Origin of the sequence: Paenibacillus sp. OV219, assembly GCF_900110075.1 — a bacterium.
Lineage (GTDB): Bacteria > Bacillota > Bacilli > Paenibacillales > Paenibacillaceae > Paenibacillus_Z.
In genome coordinates, this window is record NZ_FOCJ01000011.1 from 1 (window position 1) to 17861 (window position 17861).

Annotated in this window: 16 protein-coding genes, 2 tRNA genes, 1 rRNA gene and 1 pseudogene; 14 read left to right on the forward strand and 6 right to left on the reverse strand. The window is 48.8% G+C overall.

Features of this window, described 5'->3' with window-relative positions:
* The 12 genes from rrf to BMY11_RS22915 all read left to right on the forward strand — a co-directional run.
* A 5S ribosomal RNA gene (gene rrf, locus BMY11_RS22870) occupies nucleotides 1–90 on the forward strand; the annotation flags it as partial.
* Nucleotides 91–258: 168 nt separating this feature from the next.
* Nucleotides 259–1488 (forward strand): putative glycoside hydrolase, encoded by a 1230-nt coding sequence (locus BMY11_RS22875; protein WP_090581757.1) that lies wholly within the window; start codon nucleotides 259–261, stop codon nucleotides 1486–1488.
* A gap of 156 nt (nucleotides 1489–1644) precedes the next feature.
* Nucleotides 1645–3102, forward strand: coding sequence for an IMP dehydrogenase (gene guaB, locus BMY11_RS22880; RefSeq protein WP_090581759.1), 1458 nt, complete (start codon nucleotides 1645–1647; stop codon nucleotides 3100–3102).
* 144 nt (nucleotides 3103–3246) lie between these two features.
* The gene (locus BMY11_RS22885; RefSeq protein WP_256217719.1) at nucleotides 3247–4539 is read left to right on the forward strand and encodes a D-alanyl-D-alanine carboxypeptidase family protein; all 1293 of its coding nucleotides are present in this window, start codon (nucleotides 3247–3249) and stop codon (nucleotides 4537–4539) included.
* 141 nt (nucleotides 4540–4680) lie between these two features.
* Complete coding sequence (pdxS, locus tag BMY11_RS22890; RefSeq protein ID WP_090581762.1) at nucleotides 4681–5562, forward strand: pyridoxal 5'-phosphate synthase lyase subunit PdxS; 882 nt, start codon at nucleotides 4681–4683, stop codon at nucleotides 5560–5562.
* Between the two features lie 24 nt (nucleotides 5563–5586).
* Nucleotides 5587–6171 carry a pyridoxal 5'-phosphate synthase glutaminase subunit PdxT gene (pdxT, locus tag BMY11_RS22895; protein ID WP_090581764.1) on the forward strand — a complete coding sequence of 195 codons (585 nt, stop codon included), beginning with the start codon at nucleotides 5587–5589 and terminating at the stop codon, nucleotides 6169–6171.
* Nucleotides 6172–6382: 211 nt separating this feature from the next.
* Nucleotides 6383–7663: a serine--tRNA ligase gene (gene serS / locus BMY11_RS22900; RefSeq protein ID WP_090581766.1), complete on the forward strand. Its 1281-nt coding sequence runs from the start codon at nucleotides 6383–6385 to the stop codon at nucleotides 7661–7663.
* A gap of 101 nt (nucleotides 7664–7764) precedes the next feature.
* A tRNA-Ser gene (locus BMY11_RS22905) sits at nucleotides 7765–7853 on the forward strand.
* Between the two features lie 125 nt (nucleotides 7854–7978).
* Nucleotides 7979–8326, forward strand: a complete 348-nt coding sequence (locus BMY11_RS22910) for a hypothetical protein (RefSeq protein WP_090581768.1) — start codon at nucleotides 7979–7981, stop codon at nucleotides 8324–8326.
* 61 nt (nucleotides 8327–8387) lie between these two features.
* The gene (locus BMY11_RS29000; protein WP_177182785.1) at nucleotides 8388–8564 is read left to right on the forward strand and encodes a hypothetical protein; all 177 of its coding nucleotides are present in this window, start codon (nucleotides 8388–8390) and stop codon (nucleotides 8562–8564) included.
* 33 nt (nucleotides 8565–8597) lie between these two features.
* Nucleotides 8598–8753: a small acid-soluble spore protein P gene (locus BMY11_RS28590; RefSeq protein ID WP_143069330.1), complete on the forward strand. Its 156-nt coding sequence runs from the start codon at nucleotides 8598–8600 to the stop codon at nucleotides 8751–8753.
* A 194-nt stretch (nucleotides 8754–8947) separates the two neighbouring features.
* Entirely contained in the window at nucleotides 8948–10018 is a 1071-nt protein-coding gene (locus tag BMY11_RS22915) for a hypothetical protein (RefSeq protein WP_090581770.1), read from the forward strand.
* A 64-nt stretch (nucleotides 10019–10082) separates the two neighbouring features.
* On the opposite strand, the pseudogene BMY11_RS22925 reads toward BMY11_RS22915, so the two are convergent.
* From BMY11_RS22925 to BMY11_RS22945, 5 genes and pseudogenes are all read right to left on the reverse strand, one after another.
* Nucleotides 10083–12079: pseudogene (locus BMY11_RS22925) on the reverse strand (methyl-accepting chemotaxis protein).
* A 186-nt stretch (nucleotides 12080–12265) separates the two neighbouring features.
* The gene (locus BMY11_RS22930) at nucleotides 12266–12808 is read right to left on the reverse strand and encodes an FxLYD domain-containing protein (RefSeq protein WP_256217741.1); all 543 of its coding nucleotides are present in this window, start codon (nucleotides 12806–12808) and stop codon (nucleotides 12266–12268) included.
* 233 nt (nucleotides 12809–13041) lie between these two features.
* Complete coding sequence (locus tag BMY11_RS22935; RefSeq protein ID WP_090582055.1) at nucleotides 13042–13494, reverse strand: VOC family protein; 453 nt, start codon at nucleotides 13492–13494, stop codon at nucleotides 13042–13044.
* 65 nt (nucleotides 13495–13559) lie between these two features.
* On the reverse strand, nucleotides 13560–14099 hold the full coding sequence (locus BMY11_RS22940; RefSeq protein WP_090582058.1) for a GNAT family N-acetyltransferase: 540 nt from the start codon (nucleotides 14097–14099) through the stop codon (nucleotides 13560–13562).
* Between the two features lie 62 nt (nucleotides 14100–14161).
* Nucleotides 14162–14238 (reverse strand) — tRNA-Arg (locus BMY11_RS22945).
* Between the two features lie 393 nt (nucleotides 14239–14631).
* Here BMY11_RS22945 and BMY11_RS22950 point away from each other — a divergent pair.
* On the forward strand, nucleotides 14632–14892 hold the full coding sequence (locus BMY11_RS22950; RefSeq protein ID WP_256217742.1) for an aspartyl-phosphate phosphatase Spo0E family protein: 261 nt from the start codon (nucleotides 14632–14634) through the stop codon (nucleotides 14890–14892).
* On the opposite strand, the gene tadA is transcribed toward BMY11_RS22950, so the two are convergent.
* Nucleotides 14798–15283, reverse strand: a complete 486-nt coding sequence (gene tadA, locus BMY11_RS22955; RefSeq protein WP_090581780.1) for a tRNA adenosine(34) deaminase TadA — start codon at nucleotides 15281–15283, stop codon at nucleotides 14798–14800. The genes BMY11_RS22950 and tadA overlap by 95 nt on opposite strands.
* Before the next feature lie 342 nt (nucleotides 15284–15625).
* Here tadA and BMY11_RS22960 point away from each other — a divergent pair, with 342 nt between their 5' ends.
* Nucleotides 15626–17833, forward strand: coding sequence for an ATP-binding protein (locus BMY11_RS22960; protein ID WP_256217743.1), 2208 nt, complete (start codon nucleotides 15626–15628; stop codon nucleotides 17831–17833).
* The last annotated feature ends 28 nt before the right edge of the window (nucleotides 17834–17861 follow it).

The window sequence follows — 17861 nt, forward strand, 5'->3', positions numbered from 1 at the left end:
CGCGTTCCCATCCCGAACACGACCGTTAAGCCCTCCAGCGCCGATGGTACTTGGACCGCAGGGTCCTGGAAGAGTAGGACGTCGCCAAGCACAGATAACCGACCATATTTGATATGGTCGGTTTTTTGTTGTCTGTATTTTAATGTGGGTTGTATTTTTCACCCATAGATGGTCATATCTCCTTCACAACTGAGCGCGAAAGCGAGCACATACTACTGACAACGCAGTCATTCTTTGTGACGGAGGTGGTAACGAGTGATGGTGGACGGAATAAGAACAAAGGCATTTGCCATACTGACAGCGCTTCTTGTATGTACGGGCTGTGGGAGCTCGACGCAGCTGCAAGAAGCGAGCTTACCTCCAATACAGCAACAGATGAAGCCACCAAATTTCAATGTACATGTAAGTGGTCCACATACTTATTCTGCCGCAGTTAAGTCACAGCAGCTACAACCACGATCTACCAGAGTACGTAGGCTGTCTGTGCCTAGAGATCCTGTAAAGGGGATCTATGTATCCGGTTGGGTGGCAGGCAGCAAGAAGCGGCTTGATCGGCTCATCCAGCTTGTTGACCGTACTGACCTCAATGCAATGGTTATCGATGTAAAGAACGAATATGGCCAACTTACCTACAAGTCTTCACTGCCAGAAGTAAACGCCATTGGCGCGGACAGGCACGTAGCGATAGGTGACATACAGGCGCTGCTACGCAAGCTGAAGGACAAGCATATTTATGTAATCGGGCGTATCGTGACCTTCAAAGACCCGTTATACGCCAAAACATATCCGAGCTTCGCGCTTCAGCGGAAGAGTGGAGGCGTATGGAGGGACGTGCAGGGCAAAGTGTGGCTAGATCCTTTTCAGCAGCGGGTTCGTGTTTATAATGCAGCGATTGCGAAAGAAGCGGCTACAATTGGCTTTGATGAGATTCAATTTGATTATGTACGGTTTCCGGATAACGGGTCCAAGGTTGATCGAGAAGTTCAGTACAGCAGCAGCCGGGGTGGAAAATCCAAGTCACAAGTTATCGCCCAATTTCTTAAAGACGCTACAAGCGGCGTACATGCTGCAGGTGCTAGGGTATCGGCAGATGTCTTTGGGCTCGTGACCTCATCAACGAATGACATGGGTATTGGCCAATCATGGCGTTCCATATCGAACGCCGTTGACGTCATCTCCCCGATGACCTATCCTTCTCATTACTCTACAGGCATGTATGGGGTAAAACAGCCAGATCTTAGCCCTTACGCAATTATCCGCCATGCCATGATGGATGCGAATCACCGTAATAATCTGATTAGCAGTGGAAGTGATCAGACACCAGCGACTATTCGACCATGGCTGCAAAGCTTCACTGCAAAGTGGGTGCACCCGCATCAGCAGTACGGGGCAGAACAGGTGAATAAGCAAATCCAAGCAGCTAAGGAACAGGGGGTTTATGAGTTTCTATTGTGGAGTTCGAATTGCAAGTATGATTATCGTTCTTAATATCGACAAAAACCCCCTGCCGTGATTATCTTGACAGCCCTATACCCCTCTGATACTATTGCAATAATATACGCGGACCTCTTGATTTTACTGGGATTTTCACGACAATTCCGACAATTCAAGGGGGAAGCAAATCGTTTGGGGAGGAACAAATCTGTGTGGGAAAATAAATTCGCCAAAGAAGGCTTAACCTTCGATGACGTACTGCTCGTGCCTCGTAAATCGGAAGTATTGCCTAGGGAAGTTGATGTTTCGATCACACTAAGTCCTAGCGTCAAATTAAACATTCCACTCATCAGTGCAGGTATGGATACTGTTACGGAAGCTAAACTCGCGATCGCTATGGCACGTGAGGGTGGTATCGGTATTATTCACAAGAATATGTCCATCGCTCAGCAAGCGGAAGAGGTAGACCGTGTTAAGCGCTCAGAAAGCGGCGTTATTACAAACCCGTTCTCGCTTACAGCTGACCACCATGTGTATGATGCTGAGGAATTAATGGGCAAGTACCGCATTTCTGGCGTTCCAGTTGTGGATGGCGATCAGAAGCTTGTTGGTATCATTACGAACCGCGATCTTCGATTCATCCATGATTATTCGATGAAGATTAGCGAAGTCATGACGAAGGACAATCTCGTCACAGCTCCTGTAGGTACAACTTTGCAGCAGGCAGAAGTTGTTCTCCAGAAGCATAAGATCGAGAAGCTACCGCTTGTTGATGACACGAATACACTTAAAGGTCTTATTACGATTAAAGATATCGAGAAAGCGATCCAGTTCCCAAGTGCGGCGAAAGATCCTCAAGGCCGTCTGCTTTGCGGCGCTGCTGTCGGTATTGCGAAGGATACTCCTGAGCGTGCGGAAGCACTGGTTAATGCAGGCGTTGACGTGCTTGTCATCGATACGGCTCACGGACATCAGAAGAACGTGCTTGAGATGGTTCGATTGCTGCGTGACAATTATCCAGATCTTACGATCATTGCAGGTAACGTAGCCACTGGTGAAGGTACACGCGAGCTGATCCAAGCCGGCGCGTCCGTTATCAAAGTCGGTATGGGTCCTGGTTCAATCTGTACAACTCGTATTATTGCAGGTATCGGCGTACCGCAAATTACAGCGATTTATGACTGTGCATCGGTTGCGCGTGAATACAATGTTCCTATCATCGCTGACGGTGGTATTAAGTACTCCGGCGATGTAACGAAGGCGATCGCTTCTGGCGCAAGTGCGATTATGATCGGCAGCTTGTTCGCAGGTACGGAAGAGAGCCCAGGCGAGTCGGAAATTTATCAAGGTCGCCGCTTCAAGGTTTACCGTGGTATGGGCTCCATCGGCGCAATGAAGGAAGGCAGCAAGGACCGTTACTTCCAAGAGAACGAGAACAAGCTTGTTCCGGAAGGCATTGAAGGCCGTGTTGCTTACAAAGGACCGCTTGCAGATACAGTACATCAGCTAATCGGCGGCTTACGTTCCGGTATGGGATACTGTGGTACGGCAAGTATCGAAGAGTTGAAGAATGATACACAATTCGTTCGTATTACAAATGCTGGTCTGCGCGAAAGCCATCCGCATGATGTTCAAATTACGAAAGAAGCCCCTAACTACTCGCTGTAATCTTTTCTAATGCTGCAGCATAAATGAAATAATGACGGACCTGGCAGGAAGATGGTGGGAATCACCGTTTTCCTGTCTTTCTTTTTTAGAAACGATGTGCTTTGTGTTACAATAACTAGAGTAGATGATAGAAGAGGAGAGAGAATGTTGAAACGGAAAAAGGGACTGGTACGTTTCGTACCGACCATCTGTGCAGCTGTTATTGCGACGATGCTTACAACGACTCTAGGCACTTATAAGGCTCATGCGGATTCATCAGAATTCACGCCGAACTCACTAGGAATTGAGGTGCGTTCAGCAATTCTAATAGATGCAGATACCGGCCAGGTGCTCTATTCGGTCAATGCTGACAAAGCTTACCCGCCAGCAAGCATGACGAAGCTGATGACCGAGTACCTCGTGCTCGAAGAGGTTACTGCTGGACGTTTGAAAATGACGGATGTAGTTACTGTTTCAAAAGAAGCAGCTGATATTCCTCCTGACGGCTCCGCAATCTATCTGGCAGAGGGCGACAAGCATACGGTTAAAGATTTGTATATGGCGATGGCGGTTCAATCGGCTAACGACGCAACTATCGCGCTGGCAGATGCAGTTGCTGGCACAGAGCAGGGCTTCGTTGGGAAGATGAACGAAACGGCGAAGGCACTCGGCTTGACAACAGCTCACTTCACAAGTGCGACTGGCCTTGCGGAAACGACGGTTATTTCGGCAGGCGATATGGCGAAATTCGCTCGTGTGCTGATCAAGAAGCACCCTGAGTTTCTAGAGTTCTCCAGCACGCCAAGCTATAAGTTCCGTGAGCGCGATAAGACGCCAATGGTCAATTTGAACTGGATGCTGGAGACGAACAAGTCGATCACATCCTTGAAGAAATATGCGTATACCGGCGTTGATGGCATGAAGACGGGCTACATCGGTGCAGCAGGCTACTGTTTCACAGGAACAGCGAAGCAAGGCGATATGCGTCTGATCTCGGTCGTTATGGATGCTTCTTCGAAATCCTCGCGTTTCATCCAAACAGCGAAGCTGTTCGACTACGGCTTCCAAAATTTTGAGAAAAAGACGGTTGTAGCGCCGAAGACTGTTGTAGAAAGCGCAAAGACGGTAAAAATAAAGAAAGGCAAATCGAAAGAAGTGCCGATCATGACAGCAACAGACGTGACGTTCCTCGTGAAGAAAGGCGCTGCTCCAGACGTTAAGCTGACAAAGGTTGAAGTGAAGAAGGATAACGAGCTGGTAGCTCCAATCCCAAGCGGTACTGAAGTAGGCTCGGCGACATATTCCTACAAGGATCCGGGAACCGGTCAATCCATTGATAAAACGGTTAAGCTGATCACATCCGAAGAAGTGAAGAAAGCAAGCTGGTGGCGCTTGATGTTCCGTGGACTTGGCGGCTTTATTTCGGGATTATTCCATGGGATTATGGATTTATTTTAAATAAACGGGTGGCGACAGCTATTTATAAGGTGTAAATAGTTGTCGATTAGTCCGCTATGCTGTAAAATTATTGGTTAGAGTTAGTCCGGCGATTTACATGTTGGAGAAACTGCGAAAAACTTTTTGGGAGGATTTACGAACATGGAAACAGGAACTTCGCGCGTAAAACGCGGTATGGCTGAAATGCAAAAAGGCGGCGTCATTATGGACGTTATGAACGCCGAGCAAGCTAAAATTGCTGAAGCGGCTGGCGCAACAGCAGTTATGGCGCTTGAGCGTGTACCTTCTGATATTCGTGCAGCAGGCGGCGTAGCCCGTATGGCTGATCCGACAGTACTTGAAGAAGTAATGAAGGTTGTTTCGATCCCGGTTATGGCGAAAGCACGTATCGGTCACTATGTAGAAGCACGCGTGCTCGAAGCTCTGGGTGCGGACTACATCGACGAAAGCGAAGTGCTCACGCCCGCTGATGAAGTGTTCCATATCTCGAAGCGCGACTTCACAGTTCCATTCGTGTGTGGTGCGAAAGATCTTGGCGAAGCGCTCCGTCGTATTCAAGAAGGCGCTGCAATGCTTCGTACGAAGGGCGAGCCAGGAACAGGCAACATCGTTGAGGCTGTTCGCCATATGCGTCTGATTACGGGTCAAATCCGTAAAGTACAGAACCTTTCCAAGGATGAGCTTTATCATGAAGCGAAGAACCTCGGCGTACCTTACGATCTGCTTCTGGACGTTCACGAAACAGGTAAGCTTCCTGTCGTTAACTTTGCAGCTGGCGGCGTAGCAACACCGTCCGATGCAGCGTTGATGATGCACCTGGGCGCTGACGGCGTATTCGTTGGTTCGGGTATTTTCAAATCCGAATATCCGGAGCGTTTCGCTCGTGCAATCGTTGAAGCAACAACGCACTTCACAGATTACAAGCTGATCGCAGAAGTATCCAAAAACCTGGGTGCACCGATGAAAGGCATTGAAATTTCGAAGCTGGCGCCTTCCGAGCGCATGCAGGACCGCGGCTTCTAAGAACGGAAAGAAGGCGGTAAAGCGATGAAGATTGGTGTACTGGCGCTGCAAGGCGCTGTAGCAGAGCATATACGTAGCATTGAAGCCGCTGGGGGAGAAGGCATTGCTGTAAAGCGAGTCGAAGAGCTCGACTCTCTTGACGGGCTTATCATTCCCGGCGGCGAGAGCACGACGATCGGCAAGCTCATGCGCAAGTATGGCTTCATCGATGCGATTCGTGACTTCTCGCAGCAAGGCAAGCCGATCTTCGGTACTTGTGCAGGACTGATCGTCCTGGCTGAACGTATAGAAGGCCAAGAGGATGCGCATCTGCAGCTGATGGATATGACCGTCGCGCGGAACGCATTCGGCCGCCAGCGTGAAAGCTTCGAGACGGACCTGCCGATAAAAGGCATTGATGAGCCGGTGCGTGCGGTATTCATTCGAGCACCTCTTATTAAAGAGGTAGCGCCGAGCGTCGATGTGCTGTCTATGTACAATGGCGAAATCGTAACTGCAAGGCAAGGCCATCTGCTTGCTTCGTCTTATCATCCAGAGCTTACGGACGATTACCGTCTGCATGCTTATTTCCTGGACATGGCGAAGGAAGCGGCTGCGGCTAAAGCATAGCTGCATAGCGTAAAAGACTGCGTAAGCAGTCTTTTTGCCGTTGTTAGCTGTGAGATGTAAGAGAGAGAACATGACCGAGAATGAGCAATTAGCCGACGTTCTGAATGGGAACAACTTTGGTGATATCACCACGGGAGAGACCATCAGAAGGTCGGTGAAAGCGAGTAACGCCGGAGTGTTAAAATAACAAATTGGAAGGGGCTTTCCTTTCGTGTTGGATGTTAAATTGTTGCGTAATGATTACGCTAAAGTAGAGCAAGCTTTGCTGAACCGTGGCAAGTCGCTGGAACTCATCTCGAACTTCCCGGCGCTTGATGGCAAATGGCGGGACATGCTGCAAGAGACGGAGCAGCTGAAGAATCGTCGTAATACGGTTTCGCAGGAGGTTGCGAAGCTGAAGAAGAGCGGCGGGGACGCTGAAGCGCTGATCCTAGAGATGCGTGAGGTAGGCGACCGCATAAAAGTGCTTGATGAGGAGATTCGCATCGTTGAAGCAGAAACTGCAGAGCTGATGCTGGCGGTTCCGAACGTGCCGAACGAATCGGTTCCTGTTGGTGCTTCTGAAGACGACAACGTGGAAATTCGCCGTCATGGCGAGGTGCCGTCGTTCGCATTTGAACCTAAGGCGCATTTTGAAGTGGCACAGGATCTTGGCATTCTTGATTTCGAGCGTGCAGCGAAAGTAACTGGCTCGCGCTTCGTGTTCTATCGTGGCCTTGGAGCGCGTTTGGAGCGTGCGCTTATTAACTTCATGATGGATCTACATAGTGATGAGCATGGCTATGAAGAGATACTCCCACCATACATCGTTAATCGCGACAGCCTAATCGGAACAGGCCAGCTGCCGAAGTTCGAAGAAGATCTATTCAAAATTGCGGACACGGAGTACTATCTTATTCCCACTGCGGAAGTGCCGGTGACGAACGTTCATCGTGAAGAGATTCTGCCTTCGGAAGAGCTGCCGAAGAATTTCGTAGCATATAGCGCATGTTTCCGTTCCGAAGCGGGATCTGCTGGCCGCGATACGCGCGGATTGATCCGCCAGCACCAATTCAACAAGATTGAGCTTGTGAAGCTAGTGAAGCCAGAGGATTCGTATGCAGAGCTCGAGAAGCTCACTGCAAACGCCGAGAGGGTATTGCAGCTCCTTGGCTTGCCATACCGCGTTCTAACGCTCTGTACGGGCGATATGGGCTTCACATCGGCGAAGACGTATGACCTTGAAGTGTGGATTCCAAGCGGCGGCACATACCGTGAAATCTCGTCCTGCTCGAATTTCGAGGACTTCCAGGCGCGCCGTGCGAATATCCGTTTCCGTCCGGAACCGAAGAGCAAGCCGGAATTCGTGCATACGCTGAACGGCTCAGGCCTTGCAGTAGGCCGTACGGTTGCTGCAATTCTGGAAAATTTCCAACAAGCTGACGGTTCGGTCGTTGTTCCGGAAGTGTTGCGTCCTTACATGGGCGGTCTTGAGGTCATCAGCGCTCGATAAAATAATGTAGTGGCCATAGGGTGAATTTGGAGTTGCGAATCTGAATTCCCCTGTGGTACAATACATCTTGTGACCTTTGGAAAAGGGTCGTTTCATCATTCGGAGAGGTACCGAAGTGGTCATAACGGGGCGGTCTTGAAAACCGTTAGGGGGCAACTCCACGTGGGTTCGAATCCCACCCTCTCCGCCACTAACATTCATAACAGCGCTCAAGCGAACAATCGCTTGGGCGCTTTTTTGCGTTCGCTTCGCGTCACGGCAGCCGCATAAAAACACCGCCAAAACCACATATTATCGGCATGGAGGTGGTAAGCGATGAGCAAGCACGATGAGCTCGCAATTGATCAGCAGCAGCTGACGTTAGCGTGGCAGCAAACACTGCCAACGACGATTAATGAAGCCGATCGCGCGCAGGTGCTGGCTGATGAAGCGGATCCGTCAGCTCTGCGCATTACGATACATGCGGCTGGGCACCAGATGTATGATTTTGATTTTAAGGTCGCCTATGTGGATGGCCGTGAAGTGCAAACGACTCTAATTGATGTGGAGAAGGACGGCCGTTCGATCGACGAGAGGACGGAGATCGTTCAGGAGCTGGTGCAGGATTACACCCGCCATATTCATGAATGCGCGCAAGCGCTGCACGATCTGACACATCCATAGATCCCGCCGTTTTAGCCGTAGCCGTACACTCGCATAAGGAAAGGCAGGCGAAGCTGAATTCATGACAAAAGTTAAAGGAACTGCGGATAAGAACTTAAGTAATGTCGTAGAAGATCTGGATAAAAATCCGGTTAACAGCCATCAAGCCCAGCAGCTGCAGCAGGATACGAATGATCGGCGACATCAGGATGATCTGAATCACGACGAGCCGTCAGATTTGTTCCATTCGCGCAGTTAGTTATTGAATTTCTAAAAAAGAGGTGTATTTAGTATGGGCGGCAAGTCCAAGAGCGTTCCTGTGTCTAACCCGGATGGGCAGCGTGCCAGATCGCGTGCGGATAATGATTCGCATCAGCCGGTAGCTCACTCGGGCTCGAAGAAAACGAAACAGGCCAATCATGTGAGTCATAATAACCCGCAAGGATAAGCTTTATTCGTATTTGAAGCCCTCTGAGATGGAGTGAAATCCGTCGACAGGGGGCTTTTTAGCATGGGCAAATAGAACTGAAGATGAATGTGCCATCATTTAATTGTTCCGATTGATCCGAGGATCAGGTAAAATGAAAGGTGCTCGCTTGATTGCGGGCTCGTTTCGTTAAAGGGAGAGGAGTTTTTTTTATAATGAAATTCGTGAAGGTAAGTACAATTCTGCTGCTCGTTGCAGCATTAGTCGTCTTAAGCGGATGCAGCAGCTCCAAATCTGCGAAGGAAACGATGTTGGACGCAATGGCTAACAATCAAGATGCAAAAAGCATGACATATACAGGGAAAATGACGCTAAATGAGCTGTCGCTGCCTCAAAAGGAAGTTGTTGATGGCAAAATGCCGGCTGTAGCTCCGCTTATTTTGTCGATGTTGAAGGGTGCGGTTATTAACTTCCACGGTAAGGTGCAGAAATCGCCTGCTCGCGCTGAGCTTGTGATGGATATGACACTCGGCAGCGGTGACGTGAAGCTGAATGTATCGCTCCCGATGATTATTACAGCAGATAAAGTTTGGATTAAGGTACCGCAAATACCAGGTTACCCGATGCTTGATGCGCTCTCGGGCAAATTTGTGGAGATTGATGCGAAGAAATTGGCTCAGGAGCAAGGCGTCGGTGATCTTACCGCTTCGCAGAACATCGGTCAAGATCTGCTCAAAGCGCTGCTAGGTAGTCTGGATGAGAAAACGTTCTTCTCTGAGCCGAAGGGTGCGGATATGAATGGGCTTCCGGAAGGGCAGGAGGCTGACAAGTTCGTACGTTTCGCTGTGGATGAGTCGAACAAAGACACTGCGCTGACGGCGGTGATGGAGAAGGCGGCGCCGCAAATCATTGATATCTTGCTTAGCAATGAGTCGTATATGAAGGCCCTTCAGTTGAAAAAAGAACAGCTGGAGGCGGCGAAGAAAGAACTCTCCGGCGGCAATACGGGCAAAGCGAAGGATGCAGTTGATACGTTCAAGAAGAGTGTGAAGATTGGCCAGCTCGAGGTAACCGGAGGCATTAAGGACGATTACTTGACGTACGAAGGGCTGAACGTGGAGCTTGAGTCAACTGACGCTGCTGCTGGCGGGCTTAAGTTAGACATGCATTACGAGATGTCGATCTCGGATATTAACAAAGATGTGAAGTTCGAATATGAATTGCCGAAGGATGCGATTCCGGTTGAGCAGCTGCAAGGAATGCTCGGGCTCCCGAGCGGCTCCTAATCCTAATGAATAAGAAGCGTCCACTCCGCGATGGAGGGACGCTTCTTTGCATGAGCTGAGACTGTTAGAATTTGAAGCTTGCCGCCGATTGCGTCAAGTTGTTCGCCAAGCTGTACAGTGCTTGTGAATTGGCTGCAGTCTGTTCTGAGCCTGCTGAGGCTTCCTGACTAAACGCGGCAATTCCCTCAATAGAGTTCAGCACATCTTTGGTCTGGATAGACTGCTGCTCGCTCGCAGAGGCGATATCGGTAACCTGCTTGGTCATTTCGTTGATTTTGTGCGTTATGGTCTGGAACGATTGCTCGGTGCGCTTGGAATACTCCATGGCGCTCGTCGCGGCATGAACACTTTCTGTACTGTAATTCTGCATGTCGTGAATGATGTGTGTAATTTGCATTGCAGCTTCACTGCTGCGCTCAGCCAGCCTGCGTACTTCGTCTGCTACGACAGAGAAGCCGCGGCCTTGCTCGCCTGCGCGGGCTGCTTCAATGGCTGATTTAGCGCCAGCAGGTTGGTTTGCTGAGCAATCTCGTCGATGACCTCGATGATCTCGCCAATTCGCATGGAGGCGTCTTGTAAGGTCGTCATTTTGCTGCTTAGGGCGCTCATGCTGTCGATGGAGAGCTGTACAACCCGGCTGCTCTCATCGGAGATTTGCTTCGTATCCATGCAGAGATGCGACGTATTCTCCGCATTGCGAGCGACGAGATTGATCGCAGCGGCCTGCTGCATGAGCAGCTCGTTCATCTCTAGAGTGGAGCGGGCTTGCTCGCTGCTTCCTCTTGCAATCTCTTCCGTACTCTGCGAAATGTCCTTGGACGCATTGGAGACGGAGACGGCGCTCTCTTTCATATGACTGATTACGGTGCGCAAGCTTGCGACCATATGGTTAAAGGATTTGGTGAAGGCGCCGATCTCGTCCCGTGGCGCATAATCGCTCGTGACGGATAGGTCTCCGCTCGCGATGGAACGCGATAGCTTCTCCAAATTCGTCAGTGCGCTGACTGTCGAGATGCAGAAGGCAATGGCGAGATAGAGAGCGAGCGCCAGCAAAGCTGCGATGAAGATGATGGCCTGGTAGAGCTGGGAAGTGAAGCTGTCGATACGCTCGTGCAGCAGCTGATCCAGGACAGGCGTTGCTTGATCAGATAGCTTGTAGATGGATGCGATCGCTGCTCTGGACAGGCTTGTGAACTCGGCTGAGGTAGACGATAGCTGGCCGCCTTCGCTTAGCAGTTGTTCATTGAATTGCTTTTCTAGCTTCTGGATAAGGCTTGAAGTCTCTGCCAGCTGATTGCTAAGGAGCGGCTTGATTGCCGGGTTGCTGGTAAAGGCGGTCTGAAGATCGGATTGTGCGGTGTCCATGTCATATTGAAGCAGCGTCATGTAGCGCAGCAGCTGTGTACGAGCTTCGAGCGAGAGTTGATTACTGCGGCTTGCTTCCTCAGCAATCGTAAGGGATAAGCTAAGCAAGTTCGACACGGCAGGAAGCTTCACTTGCGTGATGTCCATAATATAATAGCTGTCGAGATCGGGGTCGAGGATCAGATTCGAATTGTTGGCGACAAGCTCTGTCAGCTTAAGAAGGTCTTCGACGAGCGTCAGATGTTTATTATATTGGGGATCAGTGGTGCTTGATTGCAGCACTGTACTCTTATTGGATTGCCATTCAGACTTGATGAGGCTCCAAGCCTTGCTCGTCCCGAGTGTCTTGCCTAGATCAGCGTCGAGCTTGTCTTGTGCTGCGATTGCAGTGTCCATCTGCTGCTGCAAGCGTGTAATTGCGGTCGATGCAGTAGCATCACCTTGGCTGCTGCGGTATGTATTGGTCTGTTCACGCAGCTTCTCTGCAGTGCGAAGCAGCTTGGTAACGCCGGCATTATACTGACTGCCGAGCAGTTCTTGTTTGCCGAAATGAATGCCGACATTCTTCGATGAAATGTAGAAATACATAAGAAACACGATGGGAATGACGAGGACGATGCCGATCAGCATAAATTTCTTCGCATAGTTCTGACGGTCAAGCAGTTTGATGGCGAGGGAGAAGAAAGGCATTTTCATAGGTAGCACGTTCCCTTCACAGATGTTAGATAACCTAACAAACAAGTTCGACAAAATTTGTTAAAACCCTTCTTTTATGAGTCGTTGTACCTAAAATTAAAAAAACCGCGCAAGAGGACGCGGTTCTTCTGTGTGAGGTTATCTCTGCTGATGCAGCGCTCGACTTTATGCCGGAGACTCTTAGTCTTAATACGACATATCAACTTGTGGACGAAGTTTTTTCCAACCGGTTAAATCATCCGTCGTTATAAATTGAACGGTTCTCACTTCATTTTTCGCGATATCCGATACCGATCCAGCAGCTGATCCGACTCTTTTCCCATTCGCGTCCAAGAAAGTAATTGTGAAAACAGCACCTTTGAAAGCTTTGAGTGCTTTAACTTCAGCTGTTACTTCCCAGCCGATAACACCTTCAGAGGCTTGTACATCGCTAAAGATAAAGTCTTTGGCCTGGTATTCGCCAGCTTTTAATGCAGGCTTAGCAGGATTGGACGTAACGACAGTGACAGTAGATTTCTTCGTGTCAATTGTTACTTTTTGTCCCAACAGCTCTCCGAATTTTTTGGCGCTGACGTATGCATCTCCTTTAATGATTTGGACGTCTAAGGAGGTCTTCTTACCGTTTAATGATAGCGAGTATTTCGTTGCAGCGTAGGCGCCGATAGAAGCAGAGGATACGGATACGACTAACATTAATGTTGCAATGAATAGTTTCTTTTTCATTGTCATTCTGCTCACTTGGACAATTCCCCTTTTTTAGGTATATTTAGTAAATCCATTCTTATTCTATATCATTTCTGTTATTATCGCGATATGGAAATAATAGATATGTAGTTTCATTAATAGAGATATTACTAATAACTTAGACTAAGACTATATATTTGTATAAAGTGTTCATACTCTATTCTTACACTAATATATAAAAAGAACCGCGCCCGAGGACGCGGTTCTTCTGTGTGAGGTTAGCTCTGCTGATGCAGCGCTCGCCATTCGCTCAAATACGGAGCATAGCCGAGCTCACGCGGCTCATCTGGCAGCCAGGCGATGAACTCCAGCTCATTGCCGTCCGGATCGTTGAAGTAAACGGCAGCTGCAGGCATCCACGTGTGGACAATCGGTTCGATCGGCTCACGCCCAAGCACCGAAACTGGGGATAACCCTTTGGCGCGCAGCCATTCGATGGATTTCTCTAATTGTGCTAGATCGGTACCGAAAGCAAAATGCCTTCTGCGAACTTCAGTACCCGCCGCCACTTCCCATACGCCTAGCATCTGCCGATCTTTGCCGATATAGAAGAAAGCAACGCGGCGCTCCTCAACGACAAGCGACAACTCTAAGCCAAGGTCTTTGTAGAAAGCGATGGAGGCTTGCAGATCTTGTACTTGAATATGCGTTTCGTATAGATTCTGAATCATCATCGTGGGATCCTCCTGATATAAAGAATAAACCCTTGAGTATCAAGGGTTTGCAGTGCTTCCGTTTAATTGTGTTCGGATATAATGGCGAAGATCTGATGGTCTTCCCATTGTCCATTAATCTGTACACCTTTTCGTTCGATGCCTTCCTTATAAAAGCCTGCTTTCTCAAGTACACGCATGGAGCCTACATTGCTTAACATAACGCCAGCATCAATGCGATGCAGTTGTAATTCATTAAACGCGTATGCGACAGTCAGGGAGACGGCTTCCGTCGTTAATCCTCTACCGTTATATTGAGCATCCAATTGATAACCAATCATGCCCCTTTGAAGTGGGCCCCGATAGATATGATTAAGTGATACGCTACCGACCAACTTACCGTTCTCATTTAAAAAGATGCCAAAGCAATACTTTTTATCTTCTTCGCACTGCTGTAAGGAATCGCTTATATACTTACGTTTCGTCTCAAGTGTATAAAAGTCATCTGCAATAGTAGGTGAGTACTTCTGAAATAATTCGCGGTTATTCACATGTAAATCAAGTAATGCTTCTGCATCTTCATCCTCAAAGAAGCGAATATATACATTGTTTCCGGTAACCATCATGTCCAGTACGCCTCCGTTAAAAAACAAAAAACCTTGCCATAACAAGGTTTGTAATCAAATGGCGCGCCCGATACGATTCGAACGTACGACCTGCAGTTTAGGAAACTGTCGCTCTATCCTGCTGAGCTACGGGCGCGCGGCAAGGATAATAATAGCATGTTTGGCACGATTGGTGCAACGTACCAATGTGGATATCGTGGGGATGATGTGGGTAGATCGCAGATAATAAGATATCCACATCTGAATAACTACTGAGAGAGACTAAAGTCCTATTCGAATACTTATCAACTGTGAATAAAGAACCGGAAATGGCCATTTTGTGCAGAGGTTTGTCGAAAGTTTAAGCGCATTCACAGTCATACTGTCGACATGGTATTACAAACAGATTCGAACACAGCGTATATAATAATAGATAACTTATTAAACTTCCTTTAACAATTAGTCATCCATGATCGCCACACACATCCTTGCACCCTTAACCCTACTTGAATGTGATAGGAGCTGTTTCTTAGCCGCCATGAATGACAAAATGATTCTTCTCCATGAGCTGCAGGTGCTTCGAATAAAGCTGTTTGAAATAGCTGAAGCCCGCGGCAGTTTAACCGACCCAGAAGTCATCGCCATAAGTGAAGCTGCTGACGAAGTCATTGTGACGCTGCAACAGCTCCATAAGGAAGAACAGGCGAAATATAATACTAGGTGCGCCCTCGCAATCGACGGAAGAATTGAGTCAGCAGCTGTGCACACTCTTGCTGTAGAAGGCCTCCGAGCAGCTCCGTTTCGTGATTGAAGCGCGGCTCCTGCAGCAAATTCATCAACGTTCCGGCACAGCCCGCCTTCGGGTCGGTTGTGCCGTAGACGACTTTCTGAATTCGACCCTGCACCAACGCTCCTGCACACATCGGACAAGGCTCCAGCGTCACGTACAGCGTACAGCCGAGCAAGCGCCACGCGCCGAGATGCTGGCTTGCCTCCCGAATAGCGATCATCTCTGCGTGTGCGGTCGGATCCAGGTTCGTCTCCCTCAGATTGTACCCCCGACCAATTATTTCACCGTCTTTCACGATAACGGCGCCAATTGGCACTTCCCCAATCTCTTCTGCTTTCCGCGCTTCGGCAATCGCCTCTTGCATCCACTTATAATCTTCCTCACGAAAATAATCCGTTTCTGTCGAAATCATCTGAATACGCCTCCAGTCCCAGTAAATCAGGGTTATATGCAGCTGCGACACGAATCGACTGTCGAATTGTGCCACGAACAAATATTCGTTGTTAACAGGTTGTGTATAGAATTGTGGATAAAGCTGATTTACTCACAGTTATGTACACAAATTATTCAGTTACCCTGTGAGTATGGGGAAAATCCTGTGTATAAGTTGCGGGATAACCTCGATCTATCAGGGTGTAACTTCAGTTTCCTCCATAATATTGGTGCTGCAGATTGCTTTCATTTTATGACAATTATGATATGATCCAAGTAAGATGTCCACAAGCTGCTTTAAAGGGTGTGTCACATATTGTCGGTGAAGACAAAGTTGTCTTTTATGATCTCATTGCTTGTATTTATCATGCTTGCATTTCATGTGATTTTGAGTGAATATTCGACACGCGTCAATTTACGCTCTGACGTAGAGGCGAATATGATGGCCATTAGCCAGCAAATTGCGGTTAATGTCATGCAGAATTCAAGGGAACATACATTTATACATACGATGCTGACGGAGAAGCTGAAGGCGGTTTCACTCGAGGCGGCGAAGCAGCTTCCGGAATCCTCGCTTCTCGTTACGGATCAGAAATTGGCTAATTTAGCTGATGAGCTTGGGGTTACCCGAATTTCCACGATGCTCCTTGATGGATCAAATTATATCACCGTTCATTCATCCGATCCCTCAGAGATCGGGCTGGAGCGGGATGCAATGCAGTTCCAACTTTCGAGCAACACATTCTGGACGCCACCTTATGTCGCATCGCTCAATGACAAAGAAACGATGGGAGAAGGCAGCTACTTTGCAATGAGCGGACGTAATTATGTGATTCATTGTTATATGCAAAGCGATCAGCTCAGTGAATATGAGGAAATCGCGCATACGACATCATTTTTGACGGAAATGAAAGCAGGCAACCCCACCATTCTCGAAGTGACGGGGTTTGACCCGGCACCATTCGCGAAGATGCCGGAGTCACAAGCGCCGGATTACGTCAATAGTACGAGGCCCCTGAGCAATTCAATCCCGTTCGGCAGTTATGGCTACCGAGAAATCGAGCAAGATAAGAAGAGCGTGAAGGAAGCGCTGAAGGGCAAGCAAGTGTTCCGCTATACCCAGATAAACAACCGATCGGTCATCAAGAGCTTTGTCGTAGTAAACCAGCCGCTCCCTTACGTCATTGGACTTGTATTCGATAAGAGACCGATGCTCGAGCTGATGGCGGATCAGCGCAACAATCAGATTATGATTTCCGTATTGCTGCTCGTATTCGTCATCTTCTGCAGCTACTGGCTCTCGGGCCTCCTTTTCCGACCAGTAAGCTCCATCCTATGGAAAATAAACGAAGTATCGTTCGGCAGGTTCGACAATTCAATTGAAGTGAAACGCAAGGATGAGCTGGGGCAGCTGGCACAGCGAGTGAATGCGATGTCGAAGAACCTTGGCATCTACATGACGAAGCTGAAGATGGCGTTTGAAGAGAACCGATCTATGAAAGAACATTTGGAATCATTCATTAATCATACAACCGATGCGATCCATGTTGTCGACCTGGAAGGACGTACGACACAAGTGAACCGTGCGTTCGAGCATTTGTTCGGCTATGAAGCGGAATTAGCAGTCGGTCAGGTGCTGCCGCTCGTGCCGGAGCATTTGATCGAGGAAGAGCAGAAGTACTTGGAGCAGCTGCGGGGCGGCAAGACGCTGACTGCACGCGAAACGCTGCTGGTAACGAGCGACGGCGAGTGGATTGCGGTTAGTGCCACAACGTCGCCAATACGCGACAAGAACGGCGAGATTCGCGCGATTGCGAGCATTACGCGGGATATGACAGGCCGTAACAAGATGGAGGAGCTGCTCCGCAGGTCGGAGAAGCTGACGACAGTTGGCCAGCTTGCTGCAGGCGTCGCGCACGAAATTCGTAATCCGCTGACGACGCTTCGCGGATTTCTACAGCTGCAGCTTGAGACGTCCAAGCTAAACACGATGCATGTCGATCTCATGTTGTCGGAGATTGACCGGATCAATCTCATTGTCGGGGAGTTTCTAATTCTGGCGAAGCCGCAAGCGGCACGGTTCGAAGAGAAGGATGTCCGCTTCATTCTCGGCGATGTCATCTCGCTCCTAGATAGCCAGGCACATCTATGCAATATTGAATTTCTGACCGCATTCGAGCAAGCGGAGTGCATCATCTCCTGTGAGGAGAATCAGCTGAAGCAAGTATTTATTAATGTAATCAAAAATGCAATCGAAGCGATGCCAGCGGGCGGACAAATTACGATCGAGGTCAAGCGTGATATGCCCAATCACGTAAAAGTAGTGATTATTGATGAAGGAATTGGCATTCCAGAGGATCGCATTCCCATGCTCGGCAACCCGTTCTATACCGATAAAGATAAAGGAACGGGACTCGGCATCATGGTGAGCCAGCGTATTATTCAGAGCCATCAAGGAGCGCTCGAGATTAAGAGCAAGGTTGGTGCCGGTACGAAAGTGATGATCACGCTCCCATTATTGAAGCCATAATGGCATCATGAACAATACATATCGAGGA

Excerpts from the sequence above, each read along its gene's own strand:
- BMY11_RS22940 (WP_090582058.1), bottom strand. The coding sequence starts at position 14,099 with ATGGTTACCGGAAACAATGTATATATTCGCTTCTTTGAGGATGAAGAT.
- pdxT (WP_090581764.1), top strand. The coding sequence starts at position 5,587 with ATGAAGATTGGTGTACTGGCGCTGCAAGGCGCTGTAGCAGAGCATATA.
- BMY11_RS22910 (WP_090581768.1), top strand. The coding sequence starts at position 7,979 with ATGAGCAAGCACGATGAGCTCGCAATTGATCAGCAGCAGCTGACGTTA.
- BMY11_RS22935 (WP_090582055.1), bottom strand. The coding sequence starts at position 13,494 with ATGATTCAGAATCTATACGAAACGCATATTCAAGTACAAGATCTGCAA.
- BMY11_RS29000 (WP_177182785.1), top strand. The coding sequence starts at position 8,388 with ATGACAAAAGTTAAAGGAACTGCGGATAAGAACTTAAGTAATGTCGTA.
- BMY11_RS22950 (WP_256217742.1), top strand. The coding sequence starts at position 14,632 with ATGATTCTTCTCCATGAGCTGCAGGTGCTTCGAATAAAGCTGTTTGAA.
- tadA (WP_090581780.1), bottom strand. The coding sequence starts at position 15,283 with ATGATTTCGACAGAAACGGATTATTTTCGTGAGGAAGATTATAAGTGG.
- pdxS (WP_090581762.1), top strand. The coding sequence starts at position 4,681 with ATGGAAACAGGAACTTCGCGCGTAAAACGCGGTATGGCTGAAATGCAA.
- BMY11_RS22930 (WP_256217741.1), bottom strand. The coding sequence starts at position 12,808 with ATGACAATGAAAAAGAAACTATTCATTGCAACATTAATGTTAGTCGTA.
- BMY11_RS28590 (WP_143069330.1), top strand. The coding sequence starts at position 8,598 with ATGGGCGGCAAGTCCAAGAGCGTTCCTGTGTCTAACCCGGATGGGCAG.
- BMY11_RS22885 (WP_256217719.1), top strand. The coding sequence starts at position 3,247 with ATGTTGAAACGGAAAAAGGGACTGGTACGTTTCGTACCGACCATCTGT.
- BMY11_RS22915 (WP_090581770.1), top strand. The coding sequence starts at position 8,948 with ATGAAATTCGTGAAGGTAAGTACAATTCTGCTGCTCGTTGCAGCATTA.
- BMY11_RS22875 (WP_090581757.1), top strand. The coding sequence starts at position 259 with ATGGTGGACGGAATAAGAACAAAGGCATTTGCCATACTGACAGCGCTT.